This is a genomic window from Mesorhizobium sp. CU3, from assembly GCF_006442965.1.
GTDB lineage: Bacteria > Pseudomonadota > Alphaproteobacteria > Rhizobiales > Rhizobiaceae > Mesorhizobium.
In genome coordinates, this window is the sequence record NZ_VFWX01000024.1 from 1 (window position 1) to 14,680 (window position 14,680).

The window sequence follows — 14,680 nt, forward strand, 5'->3', positions numbered from 1 at the left end:
TGCAATGATCCGAAACAACGAACCTTGGAATCCAAACAGGTTCTGACAAACACAGTTGCTCATCCGTCTCGGCGCTAACGCGCCGATCCACCTTCCCCCACAAGGGGGGGAAGGAAAGGCTCACGCCAGCCCCCTCAGCTTCGCCTTGACCTCGAGAAAATCGCGCCAAGCCAGCTTCTTGTGCGCCGGCGTCCGCAAGAGATAGGCCGGGTGCAGCGTCGGCATCGCCGGAATGGCGGTGCCGGATGCCGTCGTGTGCACCCGCCAGTTGCCGCGCAGCCTGAGGATACCTTCGGTCGTGTTGAGCAGCGTCTTGGCCGACGGCCCGCCGAGATTGACCAGCACCTTTGGATTGACCAACTCGATCTGCCTTTCGATGAACGGCCGGCAGATTTCGGTCTCGTGCGGCGTCGGCGTACGGTTGCCCGGCGGCCGCCAGGGAATGATGTTGGCGATATAGGCCGAGCTGCGGTCGAGGCCGATCGCGGCAAGCATGCGGTCGAGCAGACGGCCCGAGCGGCCGACGAAGGGCAGGCCTTCAAGATCCTCGTCGCGGCCGGGCGCCTCGCCGACCAACATGAGGTCGGCATTGGGATTGCCGTCGGCGAAGACCAGGTTCTTGGCGGTGAATTTGAGGTTGCAGCCGTCGAATGCGGCCATGTGCTGGCGCAACTCGTCAAGCGTCGCGGCACTTGCCGCCAGTTGCCTGGCCAGCAGCGCCTGCGCCTCGTCGGGAACGGCGGCGGTCGCCGGCATGCGCGTCGGCGCGTCCGGGACGCTGCTGGCATCGATACCGGATGGCGGCGCTGGCGGGTTGGGTGTCTCGGCTCGCGCCGGCGCCTGCTCGGGTGCCGGGCGGCTATCTTCGCGGCGCGGCGCTGCGGCCGCGCGCTCGGCGGGATTGCGTTCGCCCGGCCCGCGCACAGCCGGCCTTGCCGCCGGTTCGGCAAAGCGGTTGATCGGCGCGTCCTCGAGCGCGTCGTCTACGCCGGCGCTGGCATAGAAGGCAAGCAGCTCGGCGATCTCGGCTGGGATGCTGGGGGAGGCGGCAGTCATGGCGCCACCATGGTCGGCGCTGCGCCGATTTGCAACCTACTAGCCCGTCGGAATCCTCGGATCCTGCACGATGTAAAAGGTCCAGCGAGGTGTGTAGTCGGTGATCAGGAAATCGAAGGTCGCCGTCTTCAGCGGGTCGACCTTGCCGTTCTTGAACAGCAACTGGTCATATGGCTCGAACCGCCGGTCGAAATCGGCGAAATTGCTCGACCAGATGTTGTCTGGCGTCTTGTTGCGCTGGTCGAAGGACAGGCCGTCGCCGAACACGCTCGGCTGGTCGAGGATTTCCTGCAGCTCGAACTGGAACTCCACCCAGGGCAGGGCGCTGTTGTTCAGTACATCGATGCGCATATACATTACGCCGTTGGCGACTTCGCCGGCCTTGCCGAAGGGCTCGATCGGCTTGGTAGCGCGGATGGTCAGCGTCACCGGCGTCGCCGTGTTCAGCTCCTCCTTGATGACCAGCGGGTCTTCCTTGGTTCCGATGCCGGACACGCCGGTGATGCGGAAGCCGCCGAGCTCATCAGAGAAGGAATAGGCACCGGTCGGCCAGACTTTCTGCGGATCGGCCTGCGCAGGTAGGGTCAGAAAGAGGACCGGAAGAACCGCGCGCCAAGCCATGCCGGGCGTGAAGGATAAGCGCTTCGATGGAAAGCCGGACGGCTCTGGACTGCGCATGGCGTGAAGTATTGCCGATAACCAAGCCGCCGAACAATTAAAAACATGCGCTCGCGGTCTGGCCTTCCAACCGGTCGGCCCTGGTCCATGCCTGGCCAGGAGACCATTTCGTAGGAAAACCGCGACTTTTTGTCGAAATCGGCGTTGTCACGTCAGCGCCGGTTTCGCGTCGCGAATTGATGCGCTATGCAGCGCATGAGCCAGCACAATGCGAGAATGCGGCAAGCCAACGAGGGGTCGATGAGCGATATCGAACGCGAAAGCATGGAATTCGACGTGGTGATCGTCGGCGCCGGTCCCGCCGGCCTTGCCGCCGCCATCCGTCTGAAGCAGCTCAACCCCGACCTGTCCGTCGTCGTCCTGGAAAAGGGCGGCGAGGTCGGCGCCCATATCCTGTCGGGCGCCGTCGTCGATCCGATCGGCATTGACCGCCTGCTGCCCGGCTGGCGCGAGGAAAGCGACCATCCGTTCAAGACGCCGGTCACCGCCGACCATTTCCTGGTGCTCGGGCCGGCCGGCTCGTTCCGCCTGCCCAATTTCCTGATGCCGCCGCTGATGAACAATCACGGCAATTACATCGTCTCGCTCGGCAATGTCTGCCGCTGGCTGGCGACCAAGGCCGAGGCGCTCGGCGTCGAGATCTATCCGGGCTTCGCCGCGGCGAGCCTGGTCTACAACGAGGCCGGCGCCGTCACCGGCGTCATCACCGGCGACATGGGCGTCGAGAAGGATGGAACGCATGGCCCGGCCTACGCGCCCGGCATGGCGCTGATGGGGAAATATGTGCTGATCGGCGAAGGCGCGCGGGGTTCGCTCGCCAAGCAACTGATCGCCAAATACCAGCTGGCCGACGGCCGCGAGCCGGCGAAATTCGGCATCGGCCTCAAGGAGCTCTGGCAAGTCAAGCCGGAGAACCACAAGTTGGGCCTCGTGCAGCATTCCTTCGGCTGGCCGCTCGACATGAAGACCGGCGGCGGCTCCTTCCTCTACCACCTCGAAGACAACCAGGTGGCAGTCGGCTTCGTGCTGCACCTCAACTACAAGAATCCCTATCTTTCGCCCTTCGAGGAATTCCAGCGCTTCAAGACGCATCCGGCGATCGCCGGCACCTTCGAGGGCGCCAAGCGCATCGGCTACGGCGCGCGCGCCATCACCGAGGGCGGCTGGCAGTCGGTGCCGAAGCTCTCGTTCCCGGGCGGCGTGCTGATGGGTTGCTCGGCCGGCTTCGTCAACGTGCCGCGCATCAAGGGCTCGCACAATGCGGTACTGTCCGGCATGCTTGCCGCCGAGCATGTTGCTGAAGCCATCGGCGCCGGCCGCGCCAATGACGAGCTCGCTTCCTATGAGGAAGCCTGGCGCGGCAGCGACATCGGCAAGGACCTGAAGAAGGTGCGCAACGTCAAGCCGCTCTGGTCGCGCTTCGGCACCATCGTCGGCGTCGGCATCGGTGGTCTCGACATGTGGCTGAACACGCTGTTCGGCTTCTCGCCCTTCGGCACGTTGAAGCACGGCAAGGCCGACTATGCGGCGCTTGAGCCGGCATCGAAGCATAGCAAGATCGCCTATCCGAAGCCGGACGGCGTGCTGACCTTCGACCGTCTCTCCTCGGTGTTTTTGTCCAACACCAACCACGAGGAAAACGAGCCGACCCACCTGGTCGTCGGCGACATGGCGCTGCAGCAGCGCTCCGAGCACGACGTCTTTGCCGGGCCGTCGACCCGCTATTGCCCGGCCGGCGTCTATGAGTGGGTGGACAAGGACGGCAACGCCGCCGCCGATCCGTCGGCCAAGGATGTGCGCTTCGTCATCAACGCGCAGAACTGCGTCCACTGCAAGACCTGCGACATCAAGGACCCGAACCAGAACATCAACTGGGTGCCGCCACAAGGCGGCGAAGGCCCGGTCTACCAGGGCATGTAGGCGGCACTGCGAAATGGGCCGTCTCGAACGCCGTCAGGAAAATGCCGGCGAAGGCCCGGTCTCACCAGGGCATGTAGGCGGCACTACCAAACCGGGCCGTCTCGACCGCCGTTAGATGACCATTCCGCGGTTTCTGTCCCGCGGCCCGTTAACGGCGTCAGGTGCTCAAGCTTGAAATTGCAGCTGGCTTATAGTTCCTTCTCTGCGGATAGGGAGCAAGTGGCCATGCGCCTGGCGGTTCTTACATGCCTCGTCATGCTCGGCGGCCTTTGTGGCGTCGCTCCGGAGGCCTTAGCCGGCACCAAGGTGGTGGTCACGACGCGCAGCTACGACATCGCCGGCACGACGGGCGCCGCCCTGGTCGAGGCGATGAACCGCCAAGGCCCCAAGCACGGCTTCATGACCCGCGCCATCGCCGACACCGCCTATGCGGTGAACTGGAACCTCGACGTGGATCGCGACGGCGGCGTCTGCAGATTGCGGGGCGCCGAAGGAACGATGGAACTCACCTACACCTTTCCCCGCCTGGCTTCGCCGCCGACAGCCAGGCTCGAGCGGCGCTGGCGGCGCTTCCTCGCCGGCGTCTACGCTCACGAGCACCATCACGGCCGCATTGCCAAGGCCATGATGCGCGCCACCGAAAGATCCATTGCCGGCTTGGCGCTTCCCGACAACTGGTTCTGCACCGCCACCCATCGCGAAGCCAGGCGCCGGATCGACGCCGTCTACGCGCAATATGAAGCGAAACAGAACGCCTTTGATGCACGCGAGCATCGCGACGGCGGCCATGTCGACCATCTTGTTCACGCGTTGATCGGGAAGAACTGAGAGGCGTTAAAGCAGTTCCAGGAAAAGTGTGATCGGTTTTCCGCCCGGAACTGCGTAAAAACAAAGAGATAGAGCGGTTCGCCGTTTCCGTGAAATGGTGAAACGCTCTAGTCAACCGCGCGGCTTGCCGACCGCCTCGTTGGCGGCCAGCGCCGATTGATGCTCCTCTTCGGGCGGCTTGTCGTCCGGCCGCAGTGTGAACTCGACCAGCACCGGCAGGTGGTCGGAGCCGGAGTCTTCCAGCCGGGTCGACGACAGGATCGTCACGCCGCCCTTGCTGAACACCTGGTCGATCGGCAGTCCGGCATAGCGTCGCAGGAAATCGGGCAGCGTGCGGTGGATCCAGGTCGGGCCGGCCGACGGCATCGGCGTCAGCCCGCCGAGCCGCGCCACACGCCGCACCGCGGCGCTCCACGGCACAGCGTTGCAGTCGCCGGCCATGATCGCGGTTTCGCCAAGTGCCGCCAGCGGCTGCGCCAGCTCGCCGATCTGCCAGTACTGCTCCCTCGGCCACGGCCAACTCAGATGGATCGCCGCGACATCGACGGGAACGCCGCCGAAGTCGATCGTGGCGGTCGCCATCGCCCCGCGCGGTTCGCAATGCGGCGCCGTGCCGGCGGCAAACGGCCGGCGCGACAGGAGCGCCACGCCGAAAACGCCGTTGGGGTAGTCGCACAGGATGCGATAGGGGTAGGCGTCCTTGATATAGCCGAGCTCCGTCGCCCACATCCCCGACACTTCGTCGAGCGTGATGACGTCGGGATTGGTGCGGCCGATCAGCGACAGCACTTTCTTCGGCGTCGGATTGTTGAAGCGCAAATTCATCTGCAGCAGGCTGTAGACGATGCGGTCGGCGGGTTTGGCGACCGCTTCCTGCGACGGCAATCTGGGCAGTGCGCTCATCGTGGTGACGAAGCAGCAGACGGCGAAGATCAGCGCCGCGACCGCCTGCAGCCGGTAGGAGCCGGCAAGCAGCGGCAGCGCCAGAAGCACCGTCAGCACGCTCAGATGCATGCGGAAATGCGAGAAGGAATCAAAAGCCGGATGCAGCGCGCCGAAAAAGCCGGCGAGCAGCGCGGCCGAGCACGCCATCGTCGCCAGGAATGTCAGTTGAGCCATCATGCTCGAGCGCGCACCGCCTGTTGTCATCCTGTTGCCCCGGCAATCCGTCCGGATCGCTTATCGGCCAAATTGCGGCTCAAGCAAGACTACCGATCGCCTCGCCGGCATCGGCAGCGTTGAGCAGCCTACTGGAAGGCCGTCTCGGAAAAACTTCTGAGCTTGCGCGAATGCAGCCGCTCCATCGGCATTTCGGCGAGCTTTTCCATCGCCCTGATGCCTATGGTGAGATGCTGCGCCACCTGCCGCTTGTAGAACTCGGTCGCCATGCCGGGCAGCTTCAATTCGCCATGCAGCGGCTTGTCGGAGACGCACAGCAGCGTGCCGTAGGGCACGCGGAAGCGAAAGCCGTTGGCGGCGATGGTGGCCGATTCCATGTCGAGCGCGATGGCGCGCGATTGCGACAGCCGTTGCACCGGGCCGCGCTGGTCGCGCAGCTCCCAGTTGCGGTTGTCGATGGTAGCAACGGTGCCGGTGCGCATGATGCGCTTCAGATCATAGCCGGAAAGGCCCGTCACCTCGGCGACGGCCTCCTGCAAGGCCACCTGGATCTCGGCCAGCGGCGGGATCGGCACCCAGACCGGCAAATCGTCGTCCAGCACATGGTCCTCGCGCACATAGGCATGCGCCAGCACATAGTCGCCCAGCGCCTGCGTGTTGCGCAGCCCGGCGCAGTGGCCGAGCATCAGCCAGGCATGCGGCCGCAGCACCGCGATATGGTCGGTGATCGTCTTGGCGTTGGACGGGCCGACTCCGATATTGACCATGGTGATGCCGCCATGGCCGGGCTTCTTCAAATGATAGGCCGGCATCTGCGGAAGCCGCGGCGGCGGCGCGCCTTCGCTCGGTGCGGTTGCGCCTGCCTTGGTCACCACATTGCCCGGTTCGACGAATTCCGAGTAACCGCCACCGCCCTTTGCCATCAGGTCGCGGGCCCGCGCCACGAACTCGTCGATGTAGAACTGGTAGTTGGTGAACAGCACGAAATTCTGGAAATGCTGCGGGCTGGTCGCTGTGTAATGCGTCATGCGGTGCAGCGAATAATCGATGCGCTGCGCGGTGAACGGCGCCAGCGGCCGCGGCTCGCCGAACGCCACTTCGAAAGTACCGTTGGCGATCTGGTCGTCGGTGCCGTCGAGGTCCGGCACGTCGAACAGGTCACGGATCGGCCGCTTGATGCGCTCGGCCGCCGCGCCGTCGACATAGGTGCCTTCAAGGAAGGCGAAATGCAGCGGGATCGGCGTGGTCGATTCCGACACAGTCACCGTCACGCCGTGGTTGCGCATGATGAGGCGAAGCTGCTCGATCAGGTAATTCTCGAACAGCAGCGGCTGGGTGATCGTGGTCGAAAAATTGCCCGGCGTCGGCATGTGGCCGTAGGCCTGGCGGGAATCGACCTGGCTGAACGAGGTCGTGGTGACGCTGATCTGCGGGTAGAAGGCCCGGTAGCGCTTGCTCTCATCGCCGCCCGCGGCAAGGGCCGCGAAGGAGTCGCGCAGGAATTTGGTGTTGCGGTCGTAGAGCGTTTGCAGTGCCGCGACGGCCTTTTTGGCGTCGTGGAAATCCTGCCTGCCGAAAGGCTCCGGCATGACGACCGATTCGATGGCTTGGGGATAGATTCGCTTTTCCATGGCTCAATATAGAGATTTGGAAGAGCGGTTGGGAGAGGGAGACGGAGCCGCGAGAGCCTGTAGCGGCGATTTTCTTCGGACGTGTTTAAGGTGCATGCGGATCCAGGCCGGTTTGGCCTGACGCCCTTATGGAACCTATAGAGACTGCCCACGCTGCAGGCTGACCAGCAGCACAAAGCCCACGCTCCTGTTCTTATGCGCTGGCGCTTCGATCCGGTGGCCGGTGTCGGCGCGCATCATCGGCATTGCCAGCACCGGAACGGCGAGCAGCATCAGGATGAGCGTCGCCCGCGGCAGAAGCCGGAGGCCTTTCTTTGCGAGTGTGGCGATGCGGTTCATTGTCGTGACGTCCCTGTTTTCAGCTTGGTCGTTTCAGCGGTTGAATTGGTTCACGCAGTTGAGACGGCAGGCGCCGGCCGCCTCCCAAGGGCGGTCCGCATGCCCGGCTTCCGCCACCAGAATGGCGAAGCCCATGCCGAACAGGCTCATCAGCAGGCAGACGATGGTGAAGCGACGGGCAAGCATGTCTCTCTCCTTCAATGCGGGAGAGAATGCCAAAACGGCTCTGAACCGGTTCTGAGACCGGCATTCATCTGCGGTTCAAAATGGTTGATGGGGTTTTGCGCGCACCCAATTGCCGGCGGACGGTGCCGCGAAGCAATGTCGCGCCAAAAGAAAACGGGGCCGCTTGGGCCCCGTTCGGATCGTCGACTTTTCAGGGCTCAGAGCTTGTGCCAGGTCTGGCTCTTGCAGATCAGGCCGCCGAGCACGCAGCCGCTCATCTTCAGCGAGGTGCCCGACAGCGTCGCCTTGCCGGAATAGGTCTTGTCGTTCGCCGGGTCGGTGATTTGGCCGGTGTATTTGTTGTCGCCGGCCGCTTTCAGCGAACCGATGGTCTTGCCCGCATACTTGCCGCTCTTCAGCGTGATGGAGAAAGAACCGCTGCCGCCGATCGCCGCGGTATCGCCGGCCTGCGTCTTCCAATTGCCCTCGATCGGGTCGGCCCATGCGGAGCCTGCCATGACCAGTGTGGCCGCCAAGGCCAGGCTTACTTTTCGAAACATGTCTGTCCTCCCTGTAGGTTCCAGCGGGGCAAGATCCGCCCTTTTGCCCCTTACGCAAACGTAAGCTAATCCAGCTCCCGCGAAAACAAAAGCGGTGCCGCCACGGAAGGTTGCAAGGATTTTGGCCGCGCCGGCCGCCGAAAATGAACGGGTGGCGAAAAAGGCTTCGGTTTCCGTGGTTAGCGAAATCTTCATTCCGGCCTTTCGCATTTTCATCGAATTTGACGAAAAACCGCGCAATCGCTGGATTCCCATGCTTAACGGATTTCTGCGTTTACCTCTTGTTTTAGCTTTGTTTTCTTCAAATTAAGCACGCCATTTAACGACGGATTCAAGGCCAGCCGTCATTCTCGAAAGCATCGAAAGAGCGGCCCGTCCCAAGCGAAAACAGGGGAAAAAGGAGGCAGCTCTCGGGAGCTGACAGGGGATTGAAATGGCACGTTTTGAAATGCTTGAAGACGGCTTCGGCGCCATGGGGGCAACTGCCCAGGCCGACATTCTTTTCGAACTGGGCATGATGTATGCGACCGGCCGCGATTGCGAGACCGACGTCGTCGCCGCCCACAAATGGTTCAACATCGCCGCGATCAAGGGCTCGCTGCGCGCCGCCGAGCTGCGCTCGGAACTCTCGGCCACGATGTCGAAGGTCGAGATCGCCAAGGCGCTGCGCGAAGCTCGCGAATGGATGACGATGCACTGATCCTAGGGGATCGGTCCGAGGAGTTCAGGGGACAAGGCCGCGAAAAGACGGCCGGTGAACAAGACTAAGAACGTGGCAGGCCAACGAGCCAAAGCCGCGCAGACCATGATCCCGAAAAGTGGAATCCGGTTTTCGGATAAGATCATGGTCCAACGAAGAAGACAGGGAAGCGAGCGGGTTTCGGGCGCGGGGGCGTCTAGGGAGCTCGACTGCAAAAGCCGCGACCGACCGGAACAAGGTTGGCGCGGCTTTTTGCTTTACGCGGCGTGACTAAACGGTCTCTTGGCCTAAGAAATCCTGGCAGGAATGAACCAAAACCGACCGCTCTGTCCTATCGACAGTTCCGGCGAAGGGTGAAATTGTCCCGGCTCCGTAGAACACGCGCGGTCATGCCGCCGCGCGCCAGTGGAGGAGTACTTATAGCCATGAAAAAATTGGGTATTTTGAGCGCGGCCGCATTTGGCTTGATGATGAGCGCCCCGGTTGCTTTCGCCGACGACATCACCATTTCGGTGGTTGGTCCGATGACCGGCCAGCTCGCCACCATCGGCGATCAGTTCAAGCAGGGCGCGAAGGCAGCCGCCGACGCCATCAACGCGGCGGGCGGCGTCAATGGCTCGATGATCAAGCTCGACATCGAGGACGACCAGTGTGATCCGAAGCAGGCGGTTTCGGTCGCCAACCGCATCGTCGCCAACGGCGTCAAATTCGTCGACGGCCATGCCTGCTCGGGCTCGAGCATTCCGGCCTCCGCCGTCTATGCCGAAGCGGGTACGCTGATGATGAGCCCGGCTTCGTCCAACCCGGTGCTGACCGACGCCGCCGCCAAGTCCGGCTGGCCGACGATCATGCGGCTCTACACGCGCGACGACGCGCAGGGCGCTTTCATCGGCCCGTGGATCGCCAAGAAATATGCCGGCAAGAACATCGTCATCCTGCACGACAAGAGCGCCTACGGCCAGGGCGTTGCCGATGCCGTGAAGGCGACGATGAATGCCGGCGGGCTGAAGGAAGTCGACTACGAAGGCATCAATGCCGGCGAGAAGGACTATTCGGCTCTGGTCACCAAGCTGAAGGAGTTCAAGACCGACGTCGTCTATTTCGGCGGCTACCACCCCGAGGCAGGCCTCATCCTGCGCCAGGCGGCGGAGCAGAACGTCAAGTTCCAGCTGATCATGCCGGACTCGATCGCCTCGCCGGAATTCTGGCAGGTTGCCGGCCCGGCCGGCGAAGGCACCATGTTCGTCTTCCCGTCGGACCCGCAGGCGAAGCCCGAAGCCAAGGACGCGGTCGCCAAGATCAAGGCCGGCGGTTTCGTGCCCGAAGGCTTCACGCTGTTCTCCTATGCGGTGGTCCAGGCGGTCGCCGAAGGCATCAAGCGCGCGGGCACCGACGATCCGACCAAGGTCGCCGAGGCGCTCAAGGACGGCAAGCCGATCAGCACCGTCGTCGGCGACGTCATCTTCGACGAGAAGGGCGACCTGAAGAACGCCAGCTACGACATCAACCAGTGGCACGACGGCAAATACGCGCCGATCCAGCCGTAATCGGTTCTGTCGGATAAGTTGGAGATGGCCGGGCTCGTCCCGGCCATTTTCGTTTAGCCTGCCTGTCGCATTCGAGTCGCGCCTGGGAGGAATCAAGAATGGCGAATGACGATCGCACCAGGATCATTCCCAGGCGTACCCCGGAATCCGCGGCGATGACGGCAAACGTCAAGCGGGCGATGGCGATCACGGCCAGGCTCAATCGCTTGACCTATGACGATGCGGATCAAGTGCGCGCTCTGTTCAGCGAGCTTCTCGGCAGGACCGTGGACGACAGTTTTGTGCTGATCCCGCCATTCTACGCGACCGGCGGAGCGGATACCCGCATTGGGCGCAATGTCTTCGTCAACCAGAACTGCACCTTCTACGACCTTGGCGGGCTCGACATTGCCGACGATGTGATGATCGGGCCCAATGTCAGTCTCATCACCTCCGGCCATCCGATTGCTCCGTCCGAACGGCGCGCCTCCGTCACCGCAAAGCCCATTGTGATCGAGAGGAACGTCTGGATCGCGGCCGGCGTCACCATCATCGGCGGTGTGACGGTGGGCGAGAACTCGGTCGTCGCGGCGGGTTCGGTCGTCACCAGGGACGTTCCGCCGAACACGCTCGTTGGCGGCAATCCCGCGAGGGTCATTCGCCCGATCGCCGATTGAGCGGGGACTCCGAGCGCGGCGGCCGGGGAGCCACTCAGCCCTGGCCGTCTTCCGCGAACCGCACCAGCACCGTGCCGTCGCTGACCTGCGCGCCCTCGGCGGCGATCTCGGCGATGACCCCGTCATGCGGAGCGGCGATGGTGTGCTCCATCTTCATCGCCTCGAGGATGAGCAGCGGCTGGCCCTTGATAACGGCGTCGCCGGCCGCCGCGCGCACCAGCTTGACCAGGCCCGGCATCGGCGCGCGCAGGCTGCCGGATGCGGCGCCCGCCACGTCGGCCTTGGCCAGCGGATCGGGAACAGCGAAGGTGTAGCCCACAGCGCCCTCGAACACGGTAACGTGGCCCGGCCAGCGCGCGCTGCGTGGCAGGTTTCTCAGGTCGTGCGAATTGATCGCATCATGCGGCGCCTCCAGCGCCACCTGGAAGCGGCCGTCCGGCCGCGCCGAAACCCTGGCCAGGATGTTTTCCTCGCCATGGCGCAGGCGGGTGCGCCGGCCAAGCGTGTGGAAATGCGCATAGCCGGAAAGCGCCGACCACGGATCGCCTGCGGCGCTTGGCGCGCCGGCGTCGGTCGCGGCGAGCGCCGCGGCGGCGATTGTCTCGTCGCTCGGCGCGGGAACTTCGGTGAGCGTTTCCTGATGCCGGCCGATCAGCCCGGTATCGACATCGCCGGCCGCGAAGTCCGCATCGGCTGCCAGAGCCGCCAGGAAAGCGGTGTTGACCGTCGATCCCGCCACTTCCGTTCGCGCCAGCGCGTCACCCAGCGCGGCAAGTGCCGCTGCTCTGTCCCTGGCATGCACAACCAGCTTGGCGATCATCGGATCGTAGAAGGGCGAGATCGCATCGCCGGCGCGCACGCCGGTCTCGATGCGCATCGCAGCGCCTTCCGGCGCCGCGTCGGGAAATTTGAGATGATGCAGCGTGCCGGTCGCCGGCAGAAATCCTTTCGCGGCGTCCTCGGCATAGAGGCGTGCTTCGAAAGCATGGCCGACTAGCGCGATCTCGTCCTGCGCCTTCGGCAGTTTCTCGCCGGACGCGACACGCAGCTGCCATTCGACCAGATCGACGCCGGTGACCATCTCTGTGACGGGATGCTCGACCTGCAGCCGCGTGTTCATCTCCATGAACCAGAAACCGTCGGGTTTGAGCCCTTGCGAGGCATCGACGATGAACTCGATTGTGCCGGCGCCGGAGTAATTGATCGCCTTGGCGGCCTTCACCGCGGCATCCGTCATCGCCTTGCGCAGCGCCGGCGTCATGCCGGGGGCAGGGGCTTCCTCGATCACCTTCTGGTGGCGGCGCTGCGCCGAGCAGTCGCGCTCGTAAAGATGCACCGCATCGCCGAAATTGTCGCCGAACACCTGCACCTCGATATGGCGCGGTTTGTCGACATATTTTTCGACCAGCACGCGGTCGTCGCCGAACGCCGCCTTGGCCTCGCGCCGCGCGCTGGACAGCGCTTCGGAGAAATCGTCGGGGTGGTCGACGCGGCGCATGCCCTTGCCGCCGCCGCCGGCGCGCGCCTTGATCAGAACGGGGTAGCCAATCTCGCGCGCCTTGGAGGCTAGCAGCACGATCTCCTGCGCCTCGCCGTGATAGCCCGGCACCACCGGCACGCCGGCCTTTTCCATCAGCCGCTTGGCGGCGTCCTTCAAGCCCATGGCGCGGATCGAGGCGGCGGACGGGCCGATGAAGACGAGCCCGGCGGCGACCACCTGATCGACGAAATCCGGATTTTCCGAGAGGAAGCCGTAACCGGGATGGATGGCCTGGGCGCTGGTGGCGAGTGCTGCCGCGATGATCTTGTCGCCACGCAGATAGCTTTCGCCGACCGGGGAGGCGCCGATATGCACCGCCTCGTCCGCCATCTCGACATGCAAGGCGCGGGCATCCGCGTCCGAATAGACCGCGACGGTGCGCACGCCGAGCCTGCGGGCTGTGCGGATGACGCGGCAGGCGATCTCGCCGCGGTTGGCGATCAGGATCTTGCCGAACATGGAACCTCCCGGATGTGGTGCGGGCGGTTCCGGTTAGACCTTAGCCCGCCTACTTCGAAGCCGCGATCAGGCACTCCCCGCCGGCCGCCACCTTGTAGTGCGCCCGGGCGGATTGGCAGGATTTCATCGCTAGCTCCTCGGCTGCCTTTTGCGACGGCGCATTGTACTTCGCGCCGCACAGGACGTAGCCATCCATGACCCGCACAAACGCTGTCGTGGCGTAGGCCGAATGGCCGCTTGCTGCGATATAGGCGTTGTAAGCCTTGGTGCAGGGCTGTTTGGGATCGAGCGACAAAGTCGGAGCAAACCGCTTGTCTCCGACGCTGCCGGCCAGCGATCCGGCCATGCCGGCACCTGGTGTTGCAAGGATCAACAGGCCGACCAGAGCCCATGCGGTCGTCTGCCTGAAAAACGCTAACTTCATCTCGCTTGCCCCGAAAAGAAAGAAGCCGTCTGCCGCCTATTTGGACGCCGCGATGCTGCAGGCCCCGCTGGTCTGGAACTTGTATCTCTTCAAGCCGCCCAGACAGTTGCGCATCGCAAGATCTTCCGCGGCCTGCTGGCTCTTGGTATTCAGGGATACGCCGCAGATGAAGAACTCCGTCATCCTGGCAATCGGCGTGGATGCGTAGGCCGAATGGCCGCCCGCCGCGATATAGGCGTTGTAGGCCTTGCCGCAGTTCCCCTTCGTGCCGGGCGGGAAGTATACCGGATAGTGAACGTCGCCCTTGCTGCCTGCCAGAGACCCTGCCGCCTCGGCGGTGGGTGTTGACAATATTAGAAGTCCTGAAAGTATCGATGCAATCGACTTGCCGCAGTATTTCGCAATCATGCCCAGTCCACCCAAATTCCCCAATGCAAGCAGAGCAATAGCGAATATTTTTCGCTCGCGCCAGCCACCGCTTGGAGAATCGCACTTGGCTGTATTGGGAGATCTCCTGACCCATAAGTTTAGCCTTTTTCGATGGCAGCAACGGCTTGTCGGTAAAATTCCGCTGTCTGTTCGTCGAAGCAGCAGAAAGTAACGACCTCGGGCAGCGCATGCTGCCACAGGAAGTCGCTTGATGTGGCCACTGCAATTCCGCTCGCTTCGTCTTTTGGATAGCCGTAAATGCCTGTCGAGATCGCCGGGAAGGCGATCGTGCGGCAGTCGTGGTCACGGGCGATTTCGAACGAGCGCCGATAGCAGGAGGCGAGCAGCCCCGCTTCGTCCTTGCCGCCGCCCTGCCAGACCGGACCGACCGTATGGATGACATGGCGCGCCGGCAGCCCATAACCCTTGGTCAGCTTGGCGTCGCCGGTCTTGCAGCCATTGAGCAAGCGGCACTCGGCGACCAGCGCCGGCCCGGCCGCGCGATGGATGGCGCCGTCGACCCCGCCGCCGCCGAGCAGCGAGCTGTTGGCGGCGTTGACGATGGCGTCGACCGCGAGCTTGGTGATATCGCCGGTATGGATGCGGATCCTGTCGCCGAGAGCGCTCAT

17 protein-coding genes are annotated in these 14,680 nt (G+C 63.7%); 6 read left to right on the top strand and 11 right to left on the bottom strand.

Annotated elements, in window-relative coordinates:
• Positions 1 to 120: 120 nt before the first annotated feature.
• Complete coding sequence (locus FJ988_RS27940; RefSeq protein WP_140822116.1) at positions 121 to 1,056, bottom strand: uracil-DNA glycosylase family protein; 936 nt, start codon at positions 1,054 to 1,056, stop codon at positions 121 to 123.
• 39 nt (positions 1,057 to 1,095) lie between these two features.
• On the bottom strand, positions 1,096 to 1,734 hold the full coding sequence (locus FJ988_RS27945; RefSeq protein WP_140822118.1) for a hypothetical protein: 639 nt from the start codon (positions 1,732 to 1,734) through the stop codon (positions 1,096 to 1,098).
• Between the two features lie 216 nt (positions 1,735 to 1,950).
• Between FJ988_RS27945 and FJ988_RS27950 the strand changes: the two genes are divergently transcribed.
• Entirely contained in the window at positions 1,951 to 3,654 is a 1,704-nt protein-coding gene (locus FJ988_RS27950) for an electron transfer flavoprotein-ubiquinone oxidoreductase (protein ID WP_407067739.1), read from the top strand.
• Positions 3,655 to 3,879: 225 nt separating this feature from the next.
• Positions 3,880 to 4,482 (top strand): DUF922 domain-containing protein, encoded by a 603-nt coding sequence (locus FJ988_RS27955; RefSeq protein WP_140822122.1) that lies wholly within the window; start codon positions 3,880 to 3,882, stop codon positions 4,480 to 4,482.
• A 111-nt stretch (positions 4,483 to 4,593) separates the two neighbouring features.
• On the opposite strand, the gene FJ988_RS27960 is transcribed toward FJ988_RS27955, so the two are convergent.
• The 5 genes from FJ988_RS27960 to FJ988_RS27975 all read right to left on the bottom strand — a co-directional run bounded on the left by FJ988_RS27960 (position 4,594) and on the right by FJ988_RS27975 (position 8,296).
• Positions 4,594 to 5,631 (bottom strand): endonuclease/exonuclease/phosphatase family protein, encoded by a 1,038-nt coding sequence (locus FJ988_RS27960; RefSeq protein WP_140822124.1) that lies wholly within the window; start codon positions 5,629 to 5,631, stop codon positions 4,594 to 4,596.
• Positions 5,632 to 5,729: 98 nt separating this feature from the next.
• Complete coding sequence (locus tag FJ988_RS27965; RefSeq protein WP_246688680.1) at positions 5,730 to 7,190, bottom strand: AMP nucleosidase; 1,461 nt, start codon at positions 7,188 to 7,190, stop codon at positions 5,730 to 5,732.
• A 177-nt stretch (positions 7,191 to 7,367) separates the two neighbouring features.
• A complete protein-coding gene (locus FJ988_RS27970) occupies positions 7,368 to 7,571 on the bottom strand; it encodes a hypothetical protein (protein WP_140822128.1) in 204 nt (67 codons plus the stop codon).
• 33 nt (positions 7,572 to 7,604) lie between these two features.
• Positions 7,605 to 7,757 carry a hypothetical protein gene (locus FJ988_RS30965; protein ID WP_181183699.1) on the bottom strand — a complete coding sequence of 51 codons (153 nt, stop codon included), beginning with the start codon at positions 7,755 to 7,757 and terminating at the stop codon, positions 7,605 to 7,607.
• A gap of 197 nt (positions 7,758 to 7,954) precedes the next feature.
• Complete coding sequence (locus FJ988_RS27975) at positions 7,955 to 8,296, bottom strand: DUF2147 domain-containing protein (protein WP_140822130.1); 342 nt, start codon at positions 8,294 to 8,296, stop codon at positions 7,955 to 7,957.
• Between the two features lie 121 nt (positions 8,297 to 8,417).
• Here FJ988_RS27975 and FJ988_RS27980 point away from each other — a divergent pair, with 121 nt between their 5' ends.
• From FJ988_RS27980 to FJ988_RS27995, 4 genes are all read left to right on the top strand, one after another.
• Complete coding sequence (locus tag FJ988_RS27980) at positions 8,418 to 8,606, top strand: hypothetical protein (RefSeq protein WP_140822132.1); 189 nt, start codon at positions 8,418 to 8,420, stop codon at positions 8,604 to 8,606.
• Positions 8,607 to 8,729: 123 nt separating this feature from the next.
• Positions 8,730 to 8,996, top strand: a complete 267-nt coding sequence (locus tag FJ988_RS27985) for a sel1 repeat family protein (RefSeq protein ID WP_140822134.1) — start codon at positions 8,730 to 8,732, stop codon at positions 8,994 to 8,996.
• Positions 8,997 to 9,421: 425 nt separating this feature from the next.
• Positions 9,422 to 10,543, top strand: coding sequence for an ABC transporter substrate-binding protein (locus FJ988_RS27990; RefSeq protein WP_140822136.1), 1,122 nt, complete (start codon positions 9,422 to 9,424; stop codon positions 10,541 to 10,543).
• A 98-nt stretch (positions 10,544 to 10,641) separates the two neighbouring features.
• Positions 10,642 to 11,199: a sugar O-acetyltransferase gene (locus FJ988_RS27995; protein WP_140822138.1), complete on the top strand. Its 558-nt coding sequence runs from the start codon at positions 10,642 to 10,644 to the stop codon at positions 11,197 to 11,199.
• A 34-nt stretch (positions 11,200 to 11,233) separates the two neighbouring features.
• Here FJ988_RS27995 and FJ988_RS28000 read toward each other — a convergent pair whose 3' ends face one another.
• The 4 genes from FJ988_RS28000 to FJ988_RS28015 form a co-directional block, all read right to left on the bottom strand.
• Positions 11,234 to 13,198, bottom strand: coding sequence for an acetyl/propionyl/methylcrotonyl-CoA carboxylase subunit alpha (locus FJ988_RS28000; RefSeq protein ID WP_140822140.1), 1,965 nt, complete (start codon positions 13,196 to 13,198; stop codon positions 11,234 to 11,236).
• Between the two features lie 49 nt (positions 13,199 to 13,247).
• Entirely contained in the window at positions 13,248 to 13,544 is a 297-nt protein-coding gene (locus FJ988_RS28005; RefSeq protein ID WP_140822142.1) for a hypothetical protein, read from the bottom strand.
• 114 nt (positions 13,545 to 13,658) lie between these two features.
• On the bottom strand, positions 13,659 to 14,030 hold the full coding sequence (locus tag FJ988_RS28010) for a hypothetical protein (protein ID WP_140822144.1): 372 nt from the start codon (positions 14,028 to 14,030) through the stop codon (positions 13,659 to 13,661).
• A gap of 119 nt (positions 14,031 to 14,149) precedes the next feature.
• Positions 14,150 to 14,680 (bottom strand): O-acetyl-ADP-ribose deacetylase, encoded by a 531-nt coding sequence (locus FJ988_RS28015; protein WP_140822146.1) that lies wholly within the window; start codon positions 14,678 to 14,680, stop codon positions 14,150 to 14,152.